Source organism: Geodermatophilus sp. SYSU D00742, from assembly GCF_054049935.1.
Window position 1 is genome coordinate 44,922 of the sequence record NZ_JBJGYJ010000025.1, and the last position, 21,763, is coordinate 66,684.

At 75.8% G+C, this 21,763-nt stretch carries 15 protein-coding genes; 6 read left to right on the top strand and 9 right to left on the bottom strand.

Annotation, left to right across the window (positions count from 1 at the left end):
- Nucleotides 1–152: 152 nt before the first annotated feature.
- The 4 genes from ACI78V_RS16615 to ACI78V_RS16630 form a co-directional block, all read right to left on the bottom strand.
- A complete protein-coding gene (locus ACI78V_RS16615) occupies nt 153–2,246 on the bottom strand; it encodes a putative bifunctional diguanylate cyclase/phosphodiesterase (protein ID WP_456852667.1) in 2,094 nt (697 codons plus the stop codon).
- A gap of 128 nt (nt 2,247–2,374) precedes the next feature.
- Nucleotides 2,375–4,006, bottom strand: a complete 1,632-nt coding sequence (locus ACI78V_RS16620) for an acyl-CoA dehydrogenase family protein (RefSeq protein ID WP_456852669.1) — start codon at nt 4,004–4,006, stop codon at nt 2,375–2,377.
- Between the two features lie 129 nt (nt 4,007–4,135).
- Nucleotides 4,136–4,531: an SRPBCC family protein gene (locus tag ACI78V_RS16625; protein ID WP_456852671.1), complete on the bottom strand. Its 396-nt coding sequence runs from the start codon at nt 4,529–4,531 to the stop codon at nt 4,136–4,138.
- Nucleotides 4,528–5,799: a competence/damage-inducible protein A gene (locus ACI78V_RS16630; RefSeq protein WP_456852673.1), complete on the bottom strand. Its 1,272-nt coding sequence runs from the start codon at nt 5,797–5,799 to the stop codon at nt 4,528–4,530. The genes ACI78V_RS16625 and ACI78V_RS16630 overlap by 4 nt, the downstream gene beginning before the upstream one ends.
- A gap of 206 nt (nt 5,800–6,005) precedes the next feature.
- Here ACI78V_RS16630 and ACI78V_RS16635 point away from each other — a divergent pair, with 206 nt between their 5' ends.
- Nucleotides 6,006–6,647: a hypothetical protein gene (locus ACI78V_RS16635; RefSeq protein WP_456852675.1), complete on the top strand. Its 642-nt coding sequence runs from the start codon at nt 6,006–6,008 to the stop codon at nt 6,645–6,647.
- A 70-nt stretch (nt 6,648–6,717) separates the two neighbouring features.
- Here the strand turns inward: ACI78V_RS16635 and ACI78V_RS16640 are convergent, their stop codons facing one another.
- Nucleotides 6,718–8,364, bottom strand: coding sequence for a protein kinase domain-containing protein (locus tag ACI78V_RS16640; protein ID WP_456852677.1), 1,647 nt, complete (start codon nt 8,362–8,364; stop codon nt 6,718–6,720).
- Nucleotides 8,365–8,477: 113 nt separating this feature from the next.
- Entirely contained in the window at nt 8,478–10,133 is a 1,656-nt protein-coding gene (locus tag ACI78V_RS16645; protein WP_456852679.1) for a serine/threonine-protein kinase, read from the bottom strand.
- Between the two features lie 503 nt (nt 10,134–10,636).
- On the opposite strand from ACI78V_RS16645, the gene ACI78V_RS16650 reads away from it, so the two are divergent.
- The 4 genes from ACI78V_RS16650 to ACI78V_RS16665 all read left to right on the top strand — a co-directional run bounded on the left by ACI78V_RS16650 (nt 10,637) and on the right by ACI78V_RS16665 (nt 15,034).
- Nucleotides 10,637–11,635, top strand: coding sequence for a cyclase family protein (locus tag ACI78V_RS16650; protein WP_456852681.1), 999 nt, complete (start codon nt 10,637–10,639; stop codon nt 11,633–11,635).
- A complete protein-coding gene (locus ACI78V_RS16655; RefSeq protein ID WP_456852683.1) occupies nt 11,636–13,315 on the top strand; it encodes an AMP-binding protein in 1,680 nt (559 codons plus the stop codon). It begins immediately after the preceding gene.
- Nucleotides 13,316–13,422: 107 nt separating this feature from the next.
- The gene (locus tag ACI78V_RS16660; RefSeq protein ID WP_456852685.1) at nt 13,423–14,199 is read left to right on the top strand and encodes an enoyl-CoA hydratase-related protein; all 777 of its coding nucleotides are present in this window, start codon (nt 13,423–13,425) and stop codon (nt 14,197–14,199) included.
- Nucleotides 14,200–14,473: 274 nt separating this feature from the next.
- Entirely contained in the window at nt 14,474–15,034 is a 561-nt protein-coding gene (locus ACI78V_RS16665) for a hypothetical protein (protein WP_456852687.1), read from the top strand.
- On the opposite strand, the gene ACI78V_RS16670 is transcribed toward ACI78V_RS16665, so the two are convergent.
- The 3 genes from ACI78V_RS16670 to ACI78V_RS16680 all read right to left on the bottom strand — a co-directional run bounded on the left by ACI78V_RS16670 (nt 14,930) and on the right by ACI78V_RS16680 (nt 19,655).
- Nucleotides 14,930–16,573, bottom strand: coding sequence for a dynamin family protein (locus tag ACI78V_RS16670; protein ID WP_456852689.1), 1,644 nt, complete (start codon nt 16,571–16,573; stop codon nt 14,930–14,932). The two genes, ACI78V_RS16665 and ACI78V_RS16670, sit on opposite strands and share 105 nt — an antisense overlap.
- Complete coding sequence (locus tag ACI78V_RS16675) at nt 16,570–18,390, bottom strand: dynamin family protein (protein ID WP_456852691.1); 1,821 nt, start codon at nt 18,388–18,390, stop codon at nt 16,570–16,572. The genes ACI78V_RS16670 and ACI78V_RS16675 overlap by 4 nt, the downstream gene beginning before the upstream one ends.
- 107 nt (nt 18,391–18,497) lie before the next feature.
- Nucleotides 18,498–19,655 (bottom strand): IniB N-terminal domain-containing protein, encoded by a 1,158-nt coding sequence (locus tag ACI78V_RS16680; RefSeq protein WP_456852693.1) that lies wholly within the window; start codon nt 19,653–19,655, stop codon nt 18,498–18,500.
- A 269-nt stretch (nt 19,656–19,924) separates the two neighbouring features.
- On the opposite strand from ACI78V_RS16680, the gene ACI78V_RS16685 reads away from it, so the two are divergent.
- Nucleotides 19,925–21,763: Hsp70 family protein (locus tag ACI78V_RS16685; RefSeq protein WP_456852695.1), on the top strand; the 1,839-nt coding region annotated here is incomplete at its 3' end.

The following is a 21,763-nucleotide window of genomic DNA, read 5'->3' on the forward strand; positions in this document are numbered from 1 at the left end:
CGTGTCCTGCCTCCGGACGTCGGGACGCGGCGGGTCCTCCGGCCGCGGCGACACCGGACGCGGTGGCCCGGCCGGGGCGGTGGCCCGCCGCCCGCGGCGACGCAGGCGGGGACGCCCGTCCCCCCATCCCGGCGGTGCGGACACGGAGCGGCTCAGCGGCCCTGGCTCTTCAGGGCCAGGGCGCAGCAGTCGCCGCCGGCCGCCCGCACCCGCGAGGCCCAGAGCGGGACCTCACCGGCCGGCATCGGCCGGGCGAGCAGGTAGCCCTGGGCGAGGTCGCAGCCGGCCTCGCGGACCATCTGCAGGTGCTCGGCGGTCTCCACGCCCTCGGCCACCGAGCGGATGCCGAGGGTGCGGGCGAGCGAGACGATCGCGGCGAGCACCGCCCCGGTGCCCCCGGCGGCCAGCCGCGCGGCCGCGGTGAGCAGCGAGCGGTCGATCTTCAGCGTCCCGATCGGTAGTGCGAGCAGCTGGGCGAGGGAGGACCAGCCGGTCCCGAAGTCGTCGATGGCCACGCGGACGCCGGAGTTGCGCAGCACCGACAACTGGTCCTCGGCGCGGGTCGGGTCCTCGGCCACGCTGGTCTCGGTGAGCTCCAGCACCAGCCGCTCGGCCGGCAGCCCGGAGTCGTGCAACGCCACGCGGACGTCGCGGACCAGCGTCTCCGCGGAGAAGTGCCGGGCGCTGATGTTGACCGACATGCGCAGCGGCAGCCCCTCGGCGGCCCACTGCGCGGCCTGCCTGGTGGTCTCGCCCAGCAGCCAGCGGGTGATCGGGATGAGCTGGCCGGTCTCCTCGGCGACGGCGAGGAAGGCGTCCGGGGAGAGCAGGCCCCGCTCGGGGTGTTGCCACCGCAGCAGCGCCTCCACCCCGTCGACCTCCCCGGTGTCGACGCGGACCACGGGTTGGTAGTGGACGACGAACTGGTCGACCGCGCCGTCCCGGAGCCGGTTGGCCACCTCCAGCCGCCACCGGGCGGCGTCACGGAGCCCCGGGGAGAACAGGTGGACCCGGTCGCGGCCGGCGCCCTTCGCGGCGAAGGCCGCCGCGTCGGCGTCGCTGAGCAGCTCGTGGGCCTGCTGGGTGCCGGGCAGGGCGGCGGCGACGCCGATGCTCGCCGACAGCGGCACCGAGATGCCCGAGGCGAGGAACGGCCGGGTGAACGACGTCTGCAGCCGGAAGGCCAGGGCGGCGGCCTCCGAGGTGTCGCAGTTGCGGGCCAGGACCAGGAACTGGTCGCCGCCGAGCCGGCCCACGCTGTCGTCGGGACGGACCTGCTCGGCGAGGCGGGCGCCGACCTGCCGCAGCAGCTCGTCGCCGACCGCGTGGCCGAGAGAGTCGTTGACCGTCTTGAACCCGTCGAGGTCGAGGAACAGCAGCGCCGCCCGGCCTGCCGGCTCGGCCAGCGCCTCGCCGATCAGCTGCAGCAGCCGGGCGCGGTTGGGCAGCCCGGTGAGGTCGTCGTGGTTGGCCTGCCAGGACAGCGCCTGCTGGTCGCGGACCCGCTCGGTGATGTCGATGTGCGTGACGACGACGCGACCGGAGTCCTCGACCCGCGCCGCCTGGAGGCGGAACCAGGCGTGGTCGGGGTCCAGTGCGTGCGCGTAGTCGTGGGTGAAGGCGCGGTCGGCCACGGCGGGGCCGCCGGCGAGCAGCTCGCCGACACCGCGGACGATGATCTCGCGGTCCTCGCCCTCGATGCTCTGCGCGAAGACGCCGAGGTAGTCGTCGCCGACCTCCGCCGGCCGGTACCCGGCCCGCCGGACGATCTCCGACGCTGCGCTCCACCGCCGGTTGACCGACACGATGCGCCCGGTGTCGTCGAGCAGCACCGTGGGCGACGGGAGCCCGTCGAGGACGGCGGTCAGCATCGCGAGCTCCTGGTCCCGGGCCCTGCGCTGCCGGCGCTCCTCGTCGACGTCCCGGAGGAAGACGGTCAGGCCGGCGGCGCCGGGGAACACCCGCGCCTCGTACCAGCGGTCCCTGGGGCGGTAGAGGAAGTCGACGGTGCGGGGCCGGCCGTCGGCCAGCGCTGCCCGGTACCGCTCCTCGAGCACGGAGCCGCGGGCCTCGGGGAAGCACTCGAGGGAGTCCTGGCCGACCAGGTCGTGCGCCGACCGCCCGAGCAGGGCCTCGGCGGCGGCGTTCACATAGGTGAAGCGCCCGTCGGCGTCGAGGCGGTAGACGGCGTCGGGGACCGTGGACAGGGGGTCGGCCGCAGGCCCCGCGTGGACGTGTCGGTGCACCTGCCCGCTTCCTCTTCCCCTGCGGCACTCGCGTCGGCCCGTCCCCTCCGGGGCCACGCCGCGACACCGTCTCCCCGACGGCGCAGCGGCGCATGACGCGCCACCGAGGGTAACGGCACGCGTGTAATTCAGGGAGCCGGAACGGTCGCGCGAGCGACGATGCTGGTCACGGCCGAGCCGGCGGGCAGGGAGCCCAGGACGGGGCTCCAGTCGCCGCCGAGGCGGGTGGCGCAGAAGGCGTCGGCGACCGCGGGCGGCGCCGAGCGCACCAGCAGCGAAGCCTGGAGGCACAGCGCCAGCAGGCCGGTGACCCGCCGGGCCCGCATGGGCAGACCCTCGGCGTCGGCGAGCTCGGCGGAGAGCCGGGCGACCGCGGCGTCCAGGCGGCGGTCCGCCCCCCGGGCCAGGTCGATCTCGGCGCGGACGGCGGCGAGCGCCTCCGAGGAGCGGCCCAGCGCCCTGAGGACGTCGAGCGCGATGACGTTGCCCGAGCCCTCCCAGATGGAGTTCAGCGGCGCCTGGCGGTAGAGCCGGGGCAGGCCGGACTCCTCGACGTAGCCGTTGCCACCGAGCACCTCCAGGGCCTCGGCGACCGCGGTGGGGGTGCGCTTGCAGACCCAGAACTTGGCGGCCGCACCGGCCAGCCGGAGGAACGCCGACTCCCCCGCGTCGACGGCGGCGGCCAGCCGGACGGCCAGCGCCGTGGCGGCCTCGCTCTCGACGGCGAGGTCGGCGAGCACGTTCTGCATGACCGGCTGGTCGACCAGCAGGGCGCCGAACGCCCGCCGGTGGCGCGCGTGGTGGACGGCCTGGGTGAGCGCGGCCCGCACCGTGGCGGCCGAGCCCAGGACGCAGTCCAGGCGGGTCGCGTTGACCATCTCGATGATGGTGGGGACGCCGCGACCGGGCTCCCCCACCAGCCACGCCGTCGTCCCCTCGAACTCGACCTCGCCGGAGGCGTTGGAGCGGTCGCCCAGCTTGTCCTTGAGCCGCTGCAGCCGGAAGACGTTGCGCGCGCCGTCGGGCAGCACCCGCGGCACCAGGAAGCAGGAGACGCCCTCGTCCAGCTGCGCGAGCACCAGGAACAGGTCGCTCATGGGGGCGGAGGTGAACCACTTGTGCCCGGTCAGCGCGTACGTGCCGTCCGGCTGGGGGACGGCGCGCGTGCTGTTGGCCCGGACGTCGGAGCCGCCCTGCTTCTCGGTCATCCCCATGCCGGCCACGAGGCCGCGCTTGCCCGTCGGTTCGACGAGCCCGAAGTCGTAGGCGGGCGCGGTCAGCCCGGGTTCGTAGCGGGCGGCCAGCTCGGGCGCGGCCCGCAGCGCCGGGACGACGGCGTAGGTCATGGTCACCGGGCAGGCGTGGCCCATCTCGACCTGGGTCCAGCCGAGGTAGCCCACCGCGCGGCGCACGTGCGCGTGCGGGTCGGGGTGAGCCGGGTCCCGGTGCCACGGGGCGCCGGCCAGCCCGTGCTCGACCGCCGTGCGCATGAGCTCGTGCCAGGCGGGGTGGAACTCGACCTCGTCGACCCGGTGGCCGTAGCGGTCGTGGGTCCTGAGCCGGGGCGGGTTCTCGTCGGCCAGCCGCCCCCACTCCTGCGCCTGCTCGCTGCCCGCCAGCGCACCGAGGGCCTCGAGCGAGTCGAGGGTGGACCGGTCGGCGTACCGGAGACAGGCCTCGGTGAGCACGGCGTCCCCCGAGATCGGGTCGTAACCGGTCAGCAGCGGGACCTGGTTCGTGACCTCGTGCGTGACGCCCATGCGCGGACCGTACGACGGCCTGGTTCCACGTGGAACGCGTGCGGACCGACGCCTCCGACCGGCCGTCACCGGCCGCCCTGCAGGAGCACGGGTGCCCCGAGCAACCGCCGGGACGGGCGGAGGGGACGCTCAGCGCAGCGGTCGGACCAGCCGCCCGATCGCGACACGCGCCAGCGGTGCGTAGCCCAGCACCAGCGGCCCCGGGCCGTCGACCCGCAGCGCGGTCGTGCTGCCGCCGTCCGGACCGTCGGCGACCCAGTGCACGAGCCGCAGCCGCACCGGACCCACCGACACGGTCCACGACCACTGCCGGCCCTCCTCGTCCACCGTGTCGACGACGAACGGCAGCGCCGGCCCCAGCGGGGTGCGCACCCGGCCCCGCGCCCCTGGCTCCAGGCGCGCGACGGGCAGGTCGACGCCACTGATCTGCGGTGCCCACTCCGGCCACCGCGCCGGCACCGCGTAGCGCTCCCACACCTCACCCGGCGCCTCGGGCCCCGTCGCGTGGAGGGTCAGCACCGTCACGCGGGCGGACCGCCGAGCAGCAGCTGCCGCAGCATGTGCATCGCCAACGTGACCGAGCGCTGGCGCACCGCCGACCGCGACCCGGGCAGCACGACCGACCGCGGCTGACGCCCGTCGGGTCCGACCGCGCACAGGTGCACCGTGCCGACCGGCTTGTCCGGCGTCCCGCCCCCCGGGCCGGCGATGCCGGTGATGCCGATGCCGACGTCGGCCCCGAACCGCTCCCGCGCTCCCTCCGCCAGGGCCGCCGCCACCTGCGTGCTGACCGCGCCGTGCTCCTCGAGCACCTCCCCCGGGACGCCGACCAGCGCCTCCTTGGCCGAGTTGGCGTACGACGCGACCCCGCCGAGCACCCACGCCGAGGACCCGGGCCGCTCGGTCAGCCGCGCCACGAGCAGCCCGCTGGTGCACGACTCGGCCGTCGCGACGGTCAGCCCGCGGTCGGCGAGGGCCCCGGCCACGAGGTCGTCCACGGTCGGCCCGGTCGAGAACAGGTGCTCACCGTGCGCCGCCCGCACGACGTCGACCAGGCGGTCGTACACCGGCTGGGCCTCGGGCCCGTAGCGGGTCACGATCTCCAGTTCGCCGTCCCGGAGACAGGTGGTGACCTCCAGGCCGGCGAACTCGTGCTCCCGGAGGGTGGCCGCCAACTGCGACTCCAGCGTCCCCCACAGCCGCAGCGTCTCCTGCCTGAGCTCGCTGCGGCCGGCCAGGGCCCGCTGCACCTGCTCGTCGGCGAGGGCGGCCGGCCACATGCCCTGCAGCTCGGGAGGCGGCCCCGGCAGGACGACGACCAGCGGCCCGGTACGCCCCTCCGCCGGGGGGACGACCAGACCCGGTGCCGTCCCGACCGGGGGCAGCACCGTGGCGCCGGCGGGCACCATCGCCTGCTTCCGGACGCCGGCAGCGGTGGCCTCCGGATCGGCGCGCAGGCCGCGGCCGTCCATGAGCCCCTCGACGATGCCGGCCACGTGCCGCTCCACCTCCGGGTCGAGCGCCACCGGCCGCCCCTGGGCGTCGCCGACGATCTCGGCGGTGAGGTCGTCGGCCGTGGGTCCGAGCCCACCGGTGGTGATCACGACGTCCTCGCCGGAGAGGAAGCGCAGCGCGGCCCGCAGGTCGTCGGGCCGGTCGCCGACGACGAGGACCGCCCCCACGTCCACTCCCAGCTGCCGCAACCGCTCGGCCAGCCAGGGCCCGTTCCGGTCGGTCACCCGGCCGGTGAGCACCTCGGTGCCGGTGACGACGATCCCTGCGCGCGCACCCACCCGGCCGACCCTAGTGAGGGCCGGCCCCGACCGCGCCCGGTGCGCCGGGACGCGTGCGCCGGGACGCGTGCGCCGGGACGCGTGCGCCGACCCGGTGCGCCGGACCCGCCGCGCCGCCTCCCGGGCACCGGCCGCACCCGCCGCTACCGTCCAGACACGAACTGGTCCGCCGCCCGCGGAGCCGACCCGTGCGAGCGAGGAGAGCCGTGAACCACCCGACCACCCCCCAGCCGGCCGCCGATCCGGGCACGCAGGAGATCCCGGTGGTCGGGACCATGACAACCGGCACGCAGCAGCTGCCCCGCCCCGAGGTGCAGGCGGCCGCCGAGCCCGCCGGGACGGGGACCGCGGCGTCCGGGACCACGGTCCCCGACGCCGGGCAGCCCGCGCAGCCGACGGGTCCGGTCGACCTCGTCCCCGGCCTGCCCGGAACGGGTACGCCCCCGCCGCCGGCCGCCGCCGAGGCCCCGCGGCCCCCCCGCTCCCCCGAGCAGCGGGCCGCGCTCGCCGGCGCCGGCCTCACCGCCGGCAGCCTCCTGCTGCTGCAGCTGGGGCTGGCGCTGCGCTTCGACACCGACAGCTTCTGGACGACGGTGCCGCTGTGGTCGGCGTTCGCCACGCTCGCCACCCTGCTCGGGCTGCTGCCGTCGGCCGGCCGGCTCCTCGGCGACCGACTGCGGCCCGGCGCCGCGTCGCAGGTGGCCGCGGGCGGGCTGACCGGCCTGGCCGTCTTCTGGGTGCTCGTGGTGCTCCCCCGGGCCGACAGCGACCGCGGCTTCCTCCTCACCGCCGCGCTGGGCGCGCTCGGCGCGGCGCTGTGGGTGGCCGCCGCCACGCGTCGCGGCTGAGCCGCCGACCCACCCCTCGGACGCCGGCCCCCTCCCCTGCCAGGCCGGTCGGCGCGGAGCGCCGGCGGTCTCAGCCGTTGCCGTTCCCCCGGCCCTTGCCGTTCCCGCCGCCGTCGTTGCCGTTCCCCCGGCCGTTCCCGTTCCCGCTGTTGCCGTTCCCGTTCCCGCTGTTGCCGTTCCCGCTGTTGCCGTTCCCGTCGCCACCGCCGGTGTCCGGGGCGGCCACCTCGTCGGCGTCCTCGTCACCGGCGTCGCCGTCCGAGGAGTCCCGCTCCTCCGGTGCCCCGGCGTCCCCGTCGGCGGCGGCCCCCGCCGCGACGGCAGCCGCCCCCGTGCCACCCGGCCCGGAGCCGCCACCCACCGTGCCCGCGGCCACGCCCGGCACCTCGGGGGAGGGCTCCGCACGACCGGCCCCGACCGGGGAGACCGGGGGAACCGGGGGTGCCGGCGCGCGGGACGGGGGCGCGACCGGCGGAGCGGTCGCCACGGTGAGCGTCACGAGGTCGCCGCGGACCAGTGCACCGACCGGCCCGAGCCCGACGACCAGCCCGGCCGGGACGTCGACCCGCTCCTGCGGCGCCCGCTGCACACGCAACCCGAGTGCGGCCAGTTCCGTCTCGACCTCGTCCACCGGGCGGCCGAGGTACGGGCCGGCGGTCACCAGGATGCCGTCGTCGTCCGGCGGTGCGCTGGCACCGGTGCCCGGGTCGGCGACGGCCACCGGCACCGTGGCCTCGCCACCGGCGACCTCGAGCAGGCCGACCCCGATCCCGGCGCCGAGCAGCAGAGCGGCCACCGGCACGAGCAGCCGACGGCGCCGCGGGGCCGGCACCGCCGGGAGGACCGGGAACACCGAGGTGGGTGGTGGCGCCGGCGGCAGGGCCCGTCCCGCCCGGACGTCGTCGACGGCGGCCCGGAACGCGGCGCCGTCCGGCAACCGTCGCGCCGGGTCCTTGACCAGCGCGTGGGCCACCAGGGTGCGCACCGGCCCGGGGACGTCGTCCGGCAGCGGGTCGGGCTCGTCGCGCACCTGGGCCAGGGCGATCTGCACCGGGTTGTCGCCGTCGAAGGCGCGGCGCCCGGCGAGGCACTCGTAGGCGATCATGCCCAGCGCGTAGACGTCGCTGGCCGGGCCCGCCTTCGCCCCGGCTGCCTGCTCCGGCGACAGGTAGTGGGCGGTGCCGACCACCTGGCCGGTGCTGGTCAGCGGGACGCTGGAGGCCGACCACGCGACGCCGAAGTCGGTGATCTTCACCGATCCGTCGTCGCCGAGGAGCACGTTGCCGGGCTTGACGTCGCGGTGCACGATGCCCGCCGCGTGCGCCGCGGCCAGCGCATCGGCGGTCCGGCCGACGACGTCGAGCGTGCGCTCGGTGCTCAGCCGGCCCACGCGCGCCAGCAGCGCCGACAGCGCCTCGCCCTCGACCAGCTCCATGACGAGGTAGGCCAGCCGCTCGCCGTCGGCGGAGGTGCTCTCGCCGTAGTCGTACAGCGCCGCGACGTTCGTGTGCCTCAGCCGGGCGGTGAGCTGCGCCTCGGCACGGAAGCGGGCGAGGAAGGTCGGGTCGCCGGTGTACTCGCTGCGCAGCACCTTGACCGCGACCGGGCGGTCCAGCAGCAGGTCGCGGCCGCGCCACACCCGTCCCATCCCGCCGGTGGCCAGCAGGCCCTCCAGGGCGTAGCGGTCGCCGAGTGTGCGCAGCTCCGGCTCGACCACCCGCACCCCCTCGCGCCGCCGACGTCGGACCGGCCCAGCCTGCCACCGGGCCGCGGACCCGACATCTCGGTGACCAGGGCCGACCGGCCCGGCCGGGCGCCTCACGGCAGGGCTCAGTCGACGTCCTCCTCGGCGGACGACGGGACAGCCGTGCTGGAGGTGGGTGGGGACGAGGTGGCGCCGGAGGTGGACGGCGGGGCCGTCGTGGGGGCCGTGGTCGACGGCGCGGTGGTCGTCGTGGGCGTGGTCGGCGTCGGTGCCGTCGTGCTGCCCGGCAGCTCCGAGGGCGTCGTCGGCGCCGGCGTGGTCGTGGTCGTGGTCGTGGGAGCCGGCGAGGGCGTCGTCGCCTCCGTCCGCTCCGGTTCGGCCCGCGGCGCGGCCCCGCGCTCGCTCCCGCCACCGGCGACGACCGTGGAACTGCGGCCGGGCGCCCGTGGGGTCTCGGGGGCGACGGCGAAGACGAGGACCACCTCGTCGCCCTCGGCCAGCGGCACCCCGGCCGGGTCCAGCCCGGTGACCAGACCCGGGGCGGCGTCGGCGGTGACCTCCTCCTGGCGGGAGACGAGCAGCCCGAGCGCGGAGAGGGTGAGCGCCACCTCGTCGACGCGGCGGCCCACGTAGTCGGCGGCGTCGAGCACGATCCCCGCGTCGTCGGTCTGCGCGGCCACCACCGGGGTCCGGGGGTCGTCCTCGGAGACGGCGACGAAGACCGCACCCGCGGTACCGGCACCCAGCAGCAGCGCCAGCAACGGCACGAGCAACGCGGCCGCCCCACGCCGTCGCGGCGCCGGCGGGCTGGTGGTGCGGACCACGGCGGGGCTGCCGCTGCGCGGGGACGGGAGGACTCCCGGCACGGCCCGCTGGTCACCGGCCGACGGGGGCGGCGGTGGGAGGGGGACGGCGCAGGTCGGCGGGGGTTCCGGCTGCGGCCGCCCGGCGCGGACGTCCTCGACCGCGGCCACGAACGCCGCGCCGTCGGGGATGCGGGCGGCGGGGTTCTTGCACAGCGCGCGCCGGATGAGCGTGCGGACCTCACCGGGGAGGTCCTCGGGCAGCGGCTCCGGGTCCTCCCGCACCTGCTTGAGGGCGATGGTGACCGCGTTGTCGCCGTCGAAGGCCGGGTGCCCGGTGAGGCACTCGTAACCGACCAGCCCGAGGGCGTAGACGTCGCTGGCCGGGGTGGCGTGGTGGCCCTCGGCGACCTCGGGGGAGAGGTACTGCGGCGTGCCGATGACCTGGCCGGTGCGGGTGAGTGGCACGCTCCCGGCCGACCAGGCGATGCCGAAGTCGGTGATCTTCACGCTGCCGTCGGGGCGGACGAGGATGTTGCCCGGCTTGACGTCCCGGTGCACGAGGCCCACCCGGTGCGCCTCGGCCAGCGCGGAGGCGGTCTGCTGGAGCACGTCGAGCGTGGCCTGCGCGTCGAGCCGGATCTCCCGGCGCAGCACCGCCGACAGCGGCTCGCCCTCCACCAGCTCCATGACCAGGTAGGCCAGCGTCTCGCCACTGCCGTCGGCGGCCTCGGTCTCCCCGTAGTCGAAGACGGCGGCGATGTGGGGGTGGCTCAGCGCGGCGGCGTGCTGCGCCTCGGCGCGGAACCGGGCCCGGAAGGTGGGGTCCCCGGTGTACTCGCTGCGGAGCACCTTCACCGCGACCGGACGCCCCAGCAGGACGTCCACGCCCCGCCACACCTGGCCCATGCCACCGGCGGCGATCAGCTGAGCGAGCTCGTAGCGCTCCCCGAGAGCGCGCCGACCCGGCTCCACCACGGTGGCTCACCCCTCGCCTGCCCGGCCTGCCTCGTCCTCGGCCCGGGGGCGCCGGCGTCCCCCGGGTCTGGATGTCCCGCACCGGCCGCGACTACACATGCGTCCGGCCGTCGACACCCGATCGGGCGTGTCGCCGTCCGCCGGGTGGCGGCTGGTGGCCGGACAGCCGGGGCTGGACGGTCCGAGGTCCATCCTCCCAGGTCAGCGGGGGGATGGGTGAGAACGGTCCGTCACGGGACGGTCACGCCTCGAGCGGGGCGCGCCCGATCGACCGGTGTCGTCGCGGGCAGCCCGGCGGGTGGGCGACGACCGCCGGGAGGCGCGTCCGACGTACGGCTCCTGCCGTCGGCTGCCGCATCGCGTTGCGCCGACGTTGCACCGGGGCCGGTCCGGTCGCGCAGACGCTTGCCAGGGGCAACGGCCGCTGTGACGGTGGACACTCCCCGGTGGTCGGCCCGGGCCACCACCGGGACTCCGCTCAGAGACGAGAGGACGGTCCCCCGATGACGAACGCCGCGCAGCAGGCCGAGGAACAGGCCCCGACCGCACCCGCCGCCGTCCCGGACATGACCGAGGTCCTGGCCGATGCCCCGACGAACTGGGGCAAGTGGGGGCCGGACGACGAGGTCGGCTCGCTGAACTACCTGACCGCCGAGGAGGTCATGCGGGGCATCGCGCACGTGAAGCAGGGCAGGGTCTTCACCCTGCAGCGACTGATCGGCGACCCGAAGGGCGACCCGGTGTGGCCGGGGCGCTCGCCCGCCGAGCGCACGATGATCCTCGACGAGTCCTCCTGGGACTCCCCCGACGCCCCCCAGTTCCCCGGCGGCCTGCACTACGCCGACGACAAGATCAACGCGTTCCTGCAGGGCTCCACGCAGTACGACGCCCTGGGCCACGTCTGGTACGGCGGGCAGATCTGGAACGGCTACGACGCCCGGACGACCGTCGGCGGGATGGAGAAGGCCAGCGTCGAGGCGATCGCCCAGCGCGGCGTCGTCGGCCGCGGCATCCTCCTCGACATGGCCCGCTTCCGCGGGAAGCCGACCCTCGACAAGGGCGAGACGTTCACCCACGAGGACCTCATGGCGTGCGCGGAGGCCCAGGGCACCCGGATCGAGAAGCACGACGTCCTCGTCATCCGGACCAACTTCCTGCAGCTGTTCCACGACCAGGGCGAGGCCTTCTACGAGGGCTTCAACGAACCCGGCCTGGTCTACAGCCGCGAACTCGTGCAGTGGTTCCAGGACATGGAGATCCCCAACCTGGTCACCGACACCATCGCCAACGAGGTCACCTACGACCCGAACAACGGCACCGCCCTGCCGCTGCACTGCGCCCTCATGCGCAACCTCGGCGTCGCCCTCACCGAGATCTGCGACCTGGAGGAGCTCGGCGAGGACTGCGCCGCCGACCGGCAGTACACGTTCCTCTACGCCGCCGCCCCGCTGAAGGTCCACCGGGCGACCGGCTCCCCGGTCAACCCGCTGGCGATCAAGTAGATGACCACCTACACCGACCGGCCGTGGCTGGCCCTCTACGAGCAGGGCCAGCCCGCCGACTACGAGATCGAGTTCGAGAACGCACTCGAGATGTACCGCGCCGGGCTCGCGCGGGATCCTGGCGGCGACGCGCTGAAGTACTTCGACGGCACCGTCTCCCGCCGGGAACTCGACGAGCTCAGCGACGCGTTGGCCGCCGGCCTGCTGGCCAACGGCTTCTCCGCCGGCGACCGCCTGGCCGTGTACCTGCAGAACGTGCCGCAGTTCGTCGTCGCGATGGTGGCGACCTGGAAGGCCGGCGGCGTCATGGTGTCGATCAACCCGATGAGCCGGAAGCGGGAGCTGTCGTACCTGCTGCAGGACTCGGGGGCCACGGTGCTGCTCTCGCTGGAGGCGCTCTACGACGAGGTCGCGCGGGAGGTCGTGCCCGACACCGACGTGCGGCTGGTCCTCACGACCAGCGAGCTGGAGTTCCAGAGCCGCGACGACCAGCGGCTGTTCGCCGGGACGCGCCGTCGACGCCACGAGGGCACGACGGACCTGCTGGAGTTCATCGGGCAGCACCGCGGGCAGACGCCCCCGCCGGTCCGGCTCGCGCCGGACGACGTCGCGTTCCTGACCTACACGTCCGGGACGACCGGCGTGCCCAAGGGCGCGATGAACACCCACCGGAACGTGGTCTTCACCGCGCAGGTCTACCGGGACTGGGCGCGGGCGGGGCGGGACGGCGCGATCTTCGGCATCGCCCCGCTGTTCCACATCACCGGGCTCATCGGGCACATCGCGGTCAGCCTGCTCGTCCCGGCTCCGCTGGTCCTCGCCTACCGGTTCGAGCCGCAGGTCGTCCTCGACGCCCTCCTCGAGCACCGGCCGACGTTCACCATCGGCGCCATCACCGCCTTCAACGCCCTGCTCGGCGCGCCGGGGTTCACGAGGGACCACTTCGCGTCGTTCACCTCCGTGTACTCCGGGGGTGCGGCGATCTCGCCGACGGCCGAGAAGGCGTTCCTGGAGGCCACGGGCACCCAGGTGCACAACGCCTACGGCCTGACCGAGACCACCTCGCCGATGACGGTGACGCCGTTCGGCTCGCCGTCGCCGGTCGACCCCACGTCGGGGGCGCTGTCGGTCGGGGTGCCGGCGCCGAACACCGTCGTCCGCATCCAGGACGACGACGGCCAGGACGTGCCGCTGGGCGAGGTCGGCGAGATCGTCGCCGACGGGCCGCAGGTCGTCGCCGGGTACTGGGGGAAGCCGGCGGAGACCGCGGCCAACCTGCCCGGAGGGGCGCTCAAGAGCGGCGACGTCGGCTTCATGAGCCCCGAGGGCTGGGTCTTCATCGTCGACCGCAAGAAGGACATGATCAACGCCTCCGGGTACAAGGTCTGGCCGCGGGAGGTCGAGGACGTCCTGGCCGAGCACCCGGCCGTGCGCGAGTCCGCGGTCGTCGGCGTCCCGGACGAGAGGCGCGGGGAGACCGTGAAGGCGTTCGTCAGCCTGAGAGCGGGCGCCGAGGTGACCCCGGAGGAGCTGATCGCGCACTGCAAGGAGCGCATGGCCGCCTACAAGTACCCCAGGCAGATCGAGATCATCGACGAGCTGCCCAAGACGGTCACCGGGAAGATCCTCCGCCGGGAGTTGCGCGACCAGGCGGCGACCGCCCCGTCGGCCGCCGGCTGACCCCGCCGGGCGGGATCGGCGGTCTCGTACGCTTCCGGCCCCGGGAGCGGCGAGGTCGCCGATCCCGCCGTGCGCTGCTCATCGACGAGAGACGAGGTGGGGCGACGATGCCCGAGACGGTGACCCGCGAGGACGCCGGCGGGGTGGCCACGATCACCATGCTGCGGGCCGGGCTCACGCACCGGTCCCGCCGCGAGCTGCTGGACGTCGTCCGGGAGGTGGGCGCCGACGAGTCGGTGCGGGCCATCGTGCTCACCGGCACCGGCCGCGCGTTCTGCGTCGGTCAGGACCTCGCCCAGCACGTCGAGGCGCTCAAGGGGGACGCCGCGACGTCGCTGTCGGTGGTCGAGGACGAGTACAACCCCCTGGTCCTCGCGCTCGCGGCGCTGCGTGTGCCGGTCGTCGTGGCCGTCAACGGGGCCTGCGCGGGGGCCGGCCTGGGCATCGCGCTCTCCGGTGACCTGCGGATCGCCGCGGCCGGCGCCAAGTTCACCACCGCCTTCGCCGGCATCGGGCTGTCGAGCGACTCGGCGCTGGCCTCGCGGCTGGTGCACTGCGTCGGCGGGTCGCGGGCGGCGGAGATCCTGCTGCTCCCGGACGCCTTCCCGGCCGAGACCGCCGCGATGTGGGGCCTCGTGCACCGCGTCGTCGAGCCCGGGCAGGTGCTGCCCGAGGCCCAGGCGCTGGCCGCCCGCCTGGCCGCCGGTCCCACTTCGGCCTACCGGGCGCTGAAGACGGTGCTCGCCACCGCGGCCACCGACTCCCTCGAGGAGACGCTCGCGCTCGAGGCCCGGCTGCAGAAGGAGCTGGGGCGGACCGCCGACCACCGCGAGGCGGTGGAGGCCTTCCTGGAGAAGCGGACGCCGCACTTCACCGGGAGCTGACCGCAGCCCGTGGTGCGGGCACGGCCCCCGTGCTCACCGAGCGCAGCGTCGACGCTGCTCCGGGTGTCGACACGGGGGCACCCGGACCGACTCGGCGCGGAACGCCCCGGTCCGCGGCGGCCGCGGTGACAGGCTCCGGCCGACATCGTCGTCAGGAGGGGGACACGTGACGGAGCTGGCGCGGCCACACGGGGAGCAGGGCACGGCAGGGGGTGCCCGGAGCCGGCCGGCCGTCCCGGCGGAGACCCGTCTCCCCTCGCCCCGGCGGGTCGTCATGACCGGCAACGTGGTCCAGCAGCTGCCGCCGCCGCGCCCCGCCACCACCAGCGACGTCGCGCCCCCGTCGCTCGACCGCGCCACACCGGCCCGCCCCGGCAGCGTGCAGGCCACCGTGGCGCTGTGGTGCGCCGGCTGCCTGGCCGCGCTGACCGGCGTGGTGGCCGCCCTGCTGGACGCCACCGCCCTGCGGGACCGGCTGACCGCCACCGCGACCGCCGACGACCCGACCGCGCCGGCCGACGTGGTCACCGAGGGGGTGCGCGCCACGATCGCCGTGGTCAGCGGCGGCGTGACGCTGGTGGTGCTGCTGTCCCTGGTCTGGGTGGTCCTGCTGCTGCGCGGCCGGTCCTGGGCCCGCTGGGCGCTGCTCGCGACCGCGCTGCCGTCGCTGGTCGTCCTGGACGTGGCGCAGAGCCTGGTCGCCGGGGACGTCGACGTGGACCGGCTGGCCCTACTGGCCGCCGGCGGCCTGTTCGTCCTCGCCCTGCTGCCGCTGCTCGCCCGGAGCTCGCGGGCCTTCTTCCGCGGCGACCGCGCCGGGGCCGCCGGCCGCTGAGCCGGCTCCCGAGCCGCCGGGCGACGACCCACCGGTCGCCCCGCCCCGCCAACCGTCCAGCTCGGCCAGCAGCGCCTCGCACGTGCGCACCACGAGCGCGGCCGCGTCCGCGGTGGCCCGGGCGGCGAGGGGGTCGCCGGCGACCGCCCGCCACCGGTCCAGGTGCCTCCGGGCCGCGCCCCGCAGCTGCGCAGGGGCGGTGCCCTCCGGCAGCCCCAGTCGCGCCGCCGGGGTGGTGCCCTCCGCGCCGAGCAGCCGCTCCGCGTCCGGACGCAGCGGTTCCGGCAGAGGGCTCCCGGCCGCCCGCGAGCGGGCCAGCAGCTCCAGCTCGTCCAGATCGCGTGCGGCCAGGCGCGCCCGCTCGACACCGGCGCGCAGCTCCTCGGCCCCCTCGACGGGGTGCTCGGCCAGCACGCCGGCCAGCAGGCGCAGCGCCGTCCCGGCCTTGAGCTGGTCGCCCCGGGCGGTGAAGTGGACCCGGAGCAGCCGTTGCAGCTCGGTCAGCCCGCTGCGGCGCAGCAGCTCGTCGGCGAGCGCGGAGGCGTCGGCGACCCCGGCGCGGATGAGGGTGAGCGACAGCCGCACCCCGAACAGCCCGAGCCGTTCCAGCAGCGACACCCGGACGTCGTGCGACAGCGCGACGGGCGCCTCGGGCCGGGTGAACCGGTCGGCGGTCAGCAGCATCCCCGCGACCTGCTGCTGGTCGGCGGTGGCCAGGGTGCGCAGCGCGACGAAGTCCCCGTGGCGCAGCGTGCGCCCGGCCAGCGCGAGCAGCCCGGCGACCGGCACCACCGCCGAGCTCACCGCCTGCAGCGCCGGGTCCTGGGACATCCGGCGGGCGACGGCCCCGGCGGCGTGCAGGGCGTCCAGCCGCCCGGCGCCCACCTCGTCGGCGCGGGAGAGCACGGTGATCGTGGTGGTGTGCGCGGCCGCGGCGCCGGAGTCGTCCTGGAAGCCGGCCAGGACGGCGACGTCCTCCGGCTGGGGTTGGCGGGTCAGGAAGACGACGGCATCGGCACCCGAGGGTCCCTCCCCGGCCTCCAGGAACGTGCGGGTGCGTGCGCTGGTCCCGGTCGACAGCGAGGAGATGCCCGGGGTGTCGACCACCGTCGCCGGCAGCAGGTCCGCGGCCGGCCACTCGACGACCAGCTGCTCGACCTCCTCGGGCGGGGTGCCGCCGAGGTCCAGCTGCAGTCCGCCGTCGGCCCGCCGCACCGGCAGCGCCCGCCGCGCGCCGTCGGCGCCGTGCAGCTGCACCCGCGGGGTCGCGCCGTGGCGGTAGAGGGTGACCACGCGGGTGCACTCGCCGGCGTCGGTGGGGGCGATGCGTGCACCCACCAGCGCGTTGAGCAGCGTGGACTTCCCCGACTTGACCCGGCCCACCAGAGCCAGGCGCAGCGGCTCGTCCAGCCGTCGTCGCTGGGCGGCCAGCCGCCGGGCCACGTCCGGGACGTCGCGGTAGCGCTCGACCGCGTCGTCCAGGAGCCCGCGGACGTCGTCCAGCACCGTGCCGGTGTGCGCCGTCCCGACGGTCCTCATGCCGTGGACACTGCCACCCGGGACAGCTGCCGGACGTCGGCGGCCAGCCGGTCGAGCTGCTCCAGCCGCAGCCGCAGCGACCGGACACGGGCGTCCCGCTCGGCGGTGGCCTCCTTCGTCGACCGCTGGGCGGCGGTCACGGCGTCGGCCAGCGTGCGCGACATCTCCTCGGCGGTGTCGGTGATGAGGTCGCGCAGCGTGCGCTGGACCGTGCGGAGGCGGTCCTTGAGCTGCTTGCCGACCTGGAAGACCACCTCGTCCAGGTGCCGGCGGACCACGGCCTTCGCCTCGGACTGCCGCTTGGCGATCCGCTGCTTCTTGTCGTCGTTGTAGGCCTTGCGGCCCAGCAGCACGCCCGCGGCCAGCGAGAGCGGGTTGATGATCGCCATGCCGGCCAGGCTGGTGACCAGGCCGGTCATCAGCACGCCGGTGTAGGAGCCGCGCAGGCCGATGAGGGTGCGTTCCCGGAGGGTCATGGCGCCGTCGTCGATCTCGGGCAGGTCGACCAGGCCCTCCAGCGCCTCCCCGGCGGCGCCGACCGACAGCGCGGGCACGGCAGCGCCCCCGTCCCGGGCGAACTGCTCGATGACCCGCTCGGCCAGCCACTCCGAGCGCTGCTCGGCCCACACGTAGCTGTCGGCGACGGCGGCGGCGATGCGGCGGTCCAGCCACTCGGCCAGCTCCCCCCACACCGGGCCGGGGTCGCGGGCCTCGATCGCCTCCTCCGCCTCGCGGGTGACCACCCGCGACCGGTCGCGCAGGTCGAAGTCGATGTCGCTCATGAGGTCGGTGACGCCGTCCGCCAGCACCTGCTGCCAGCGGGCGGAGCGCCGCCGCAGGTCGTCGGCGGCGGCCTTGGCCTCCTCGAGGCCCCGGACCAGCTCCTCCCGGCCGGCGGGGTCCTCCAGCCCGGACAGCTCCGAGCGGACGGCGAGGGACAGGTGCTCGGTGACCGCCGCGAGGTCGTGCACCAGGGACCGCCGGGCCAGCGTCTCGGCGCGGTCGACCACCTCCCGGCGCAGGTGGGTGACCAGCTCGGCGATCCCCGACTCCTCGTGCAGCTCCCGGTCGCGGTGCTGCACGGCCAGCTGGGCCAGCGCGGAGGAGACGCAGAACAGCGGCGACTCGATGCCGCGGCCGGCGAGGTGGGCGCGGTCCAGCTCGGCGATCGCGCGCCACTCGGGGCAGGCGTCGGTCTTGGTGAGGACGCAGATCACGGTCGGGCACAGCGCCCGCGCCTGCTCCAGGAAGGCCATCTCCGGGGCGGTGAACTCCTGACTGGCGTCGGTGACCAGCAGGACGGCGTCGGCACTGGGCAGCAGGTCGACCGTGCGCAGCGCGCGGGCCATGCCCACCCCGCCGACCCCCGCGGTGTCGACCAGCTCCAGGCCGCCGGCGAGCAGCTGCCGGGGCAGCTCCACCTCGGCCTGCACCAGCCGCTCGGTGCCGGCACCGGTCACCCGGGCCGCCACCTGCTCGATCGGCACGGGCACCCGCTCGGTGGGCAGGTCGTCGGCGACCGGCCCGGCGGGCGCCGCCCCGGTGGTGACGACGAGCGTCGCCCGCGGCTCCTGCCCCGCCCGCACCACGGTGGGGACGACGGTGGCGACGTCGTCGGCCACCGGGCAGACCGGCGCACCCACCAGCGCGTTGACCAGGGAGCTCTTGCCCTGCTTGGGCTCTCCGACGACCAGGACGCGCACACCCGGGGCCTCGGTGCGCGCCCGGGCCTGGACCAGCCGCCGGTACAGGTCCGGACGCTCGCAGACCTGCGCGAGCGCCATCGCCCGGTCGACCACCTGTGCTGACGTGACCACGGCCACCTCCTGGGACCCGGTCTTACCACCCGGGACGGTGCTGGGGCGCGACCCGGCCCGGGTGTCCCCCGTGGAGACACCCGGGCCGGTTGCCGGGAGGTCGGAGCTCAGACCGTCACGTCGTCAACGCTGGACTCCTTGACCACGACGCTCTCCTCGGAGTTGTCCTGGAAGGAGTCCTCGACCGTGAAGGAGTCCTCCACGGTGAACGAGTCCTCGACGGTGACCGAGTTGTCGGTCGACTCGTACTCGTTGCCGATGGCCGAGTCCTCCACGTCGACGTCGAGGCCGTCGTCGTCGGAGTTGTCCTGGAAGGAGTCCTCGATCTCGACGTCCACGTCGGTGTTCGTGGAGTTGTCCGAGTTGTCCTCGTTGAACGAGTCCTCGATGTCCACGTCGGTGTTCGTGGAGTTGTCGGAGTTGTCGTTGAACGAGTCCTCCACGTCGACGTCCACGTCGGTGTTCGTGGAGTTGTCGGTGGCGTTGCCGTCGCCCACCACGTTGCCGTCGCCGTGCTGGGTGTTGCCCGAGTTCTCGACGTCGATCTCGGTGTCGATGTCGGTCTCCACGTCGTTGCCGACGCCCACCGCGTTGCCGTTGCCGGAGACGTCGGTGCTCTCGTTGTAGGAGTCCTCCACCGAGTTGTCGCTGTGGTCGACCACGACCTTCGAGTCCTCGAGGTCGTCGCCGACGTACACGCCGCCGGAGTTGTCGATCTGCGAGACGTCACCCTCGACGTCGCCGAAGATGGCCTGCGCGTCGCCGCTCACCCAGATGCTGTGCGAGGCGTCGACCGACACGTGGGTCTCGTGGTTCGTGTACTGGATCTCCTTCAGGTGGGTGATGACCACCGTCTCGTGACCGGCGGCGGGGCCGTGGTGCCCACCGTGGTGACCGCCGTGGTGACCGCCGTGGCCGGGGCCGTCGTCGTCACGGTCGTCGTCGCAGTCGTCGTCCCGGTCGTGCACCGGGCGGTAGGAGCCGCGGTCGTGGTCGTCGTCGTCCCGCGAGGGCTTGGAGGAGGCGCCGGCGACCAGCCCGGAGCGGTCGTCGCCGTCGCAGGAGTCGCCGCGGCCGCCGCTCCACCCGACGGTGGAGTAGTCGGCGACCATGGGCATCAGGTCGGCGACGTCGGAGGGGGAGACGTCGGTCAGGCCGGCGGCGTCGAGCGCGGCCTGCGGCTCGGCCTCGTACGCGGCGGCCTTCTCCGGGTCACGGAACAGGTCGAGGATGAAGTCGAGCAGCGAGCTCGCGAGAGTCGACATGGCAGGCACTCCTGGGTCTCGAGCCGTCCGCGTCGTCGGCCGGCTGGCGACCGCAGTCCAGCCGCCGTCCGCCGGCCCCGGCATCGGGGTTTGTCCCCCTCGTCACATCACCCGGTTGGGGGGTGCCCGCTGACTCCCCGTTAGGGGCTGCGGGGTGTCGCCCCCCACTTACGGTCCGCACCCGTCCGACGGGTGGGTTGCGTGGGACAGATGGGGGGACCGGGTCATACGTTCGCGGGACCGGGAGGTTCCAAGGGGGGCCCCGGGAAGTGAACGCTGAGCAGGGGGCACCTGTGCGCAACGACGAGTACGGGCTGGGCATCGACATCGGCGACGGGACGGTCTCGGCGGCGGTGTGCGCCGAGGACGGGACGGGGCAGGCGGGGGCGCAGCCGTTGGCACTCGGCGGCGAGGGGGCAGCCCTGTCCGCCGACGTGGCCGTCGGCCCGGACGGCGAGGTCCTCACCACCCCGGCGCCCGGGGCGGTCGTGGTCCCGCACGTGCTGGCCCGCGTCGGCCTCCCGGAGCCCGTCTACGCCGGTGAGCGGCCCGTGGCCGCCGCCGACCTCGCCGCGGGGGTGGTCCAGCGGGTCCGCGAGGCGGCCGCCCGGCAGCAGGGGCGACCGGACGCGTGGACGGTCGTCACCGTGCCGCCGTCCTGGGGTCGGCACCGCCGCGCGGTGTTCGCCCGCGCCCTGGAGGCCGCCGGCGTCCCGCGCTTCTCCCTCGTCTCCAGCGCGGTCGCCGCCGTGCACCACCACGTGGTCACCGGCGACCTCTCCCCCGAGCCCACCGTCGCCGTCTACGACCTCGGCGCGAGCACGCTGGACACCGCCGTCGTGGGCCTCACCGACGACGAGCCCCTGGGCCACCGGGGCCTCCCCCCGGAGCCGCGGGCCTGGGGCGGACGCGACGTCGACGACGCGGTCGTCGCCCACGTGCTCGGCTCCGGGGGGACGCCGGCCGACCCCGCGGACGCGCACGCGTTGCGGGCCGCCTGCACCGCGGCCAAGGAGACGCTCTCGGCGCAGACCACGGTCGACGTGGGTGTGCCGACGCCGGACGGACCGGTCCGGCTCACCCGGGAGGAGCTCGACGAGGTGCTCGTCGGCCCCGTGCGGGAGTCGGTGTCCGCGGTGGAGGCGGCCGTGGCCGCTGCCGGCCTCGCACCGGCCGACCTCGACGCCGTCGTGCTGGCCGGCGGCGGCGTGCGTGTCCCCCTGGTCGCCGAGGTGCTCTCCGGCGAGCTGGACCGGCCGCTGGTCGTCGCTCCCGAGCCGGCGCTGACCGCGGCGCTGGGCGCGGCCGCCCTGGCCGCCGACGCCCTCCTGGCCGAGGACCTCCTGGCCGCCGTCCCCGCCACGCCGGCCACTGCCTCTCCCGGACCGGCCACCGCCCTGGTCCCGGCCGGGGACGGCTCCTCGGACGACGTCCCCGCCCCTCGGGGCGAGCGCCGGCCCTCCGAGCCGGGCCCGTCGGCCCGCCGACCCGGTGGGACGTCGCGCCCGCGCCGGAGTCCGCGGGCGCGGCGCGCCGCGGTGGTGGGCGGCGCCCTCCTCGGGCTGCTGCTCGTGCCGCCCTCGCTGGCCGCCGTGCTGTCCTCCGACACCGGGACCACGCAGACGGTCGAGGAGGACGCCGAGCGGGACGACGGGCAGGTGATCGCCACCGGCCGCGCCGGGGTCGACAGCGCCCCGGCGGCCGACGCGGCGGCGCTGCCGGCCACCCGGACCACCCCCGGCGGGGCCGCGGCCGGCGGGCGCACCGGGACGACCGCCGACGAGGGCCGCCCCCGGACCAGCCTGGTCGCCGCCATCACCACCGCGGCCCGGGCCGGCGCAGCAGGGGCCACCGCCTCCACTACCCCCGGCACCACGACGGGCGCGTCACGGACCCCCGCCGGCACCGTGGCACCGGGCACGAGCCCCGGCACGACGACCCAGGGCACCACCAGCCCCGGGACGACGACGCCCGGGACGACGACGCCCGGGACGACGCCCCCCGGCACCAGCGCACCGGGCAGCACGCCCCCCGGCACGACCGCGCCGGACCCCGGGCCCACCCCCGACCCCGACCCCGGGCCCACCCCCGACCCCGGGCCCACCCCC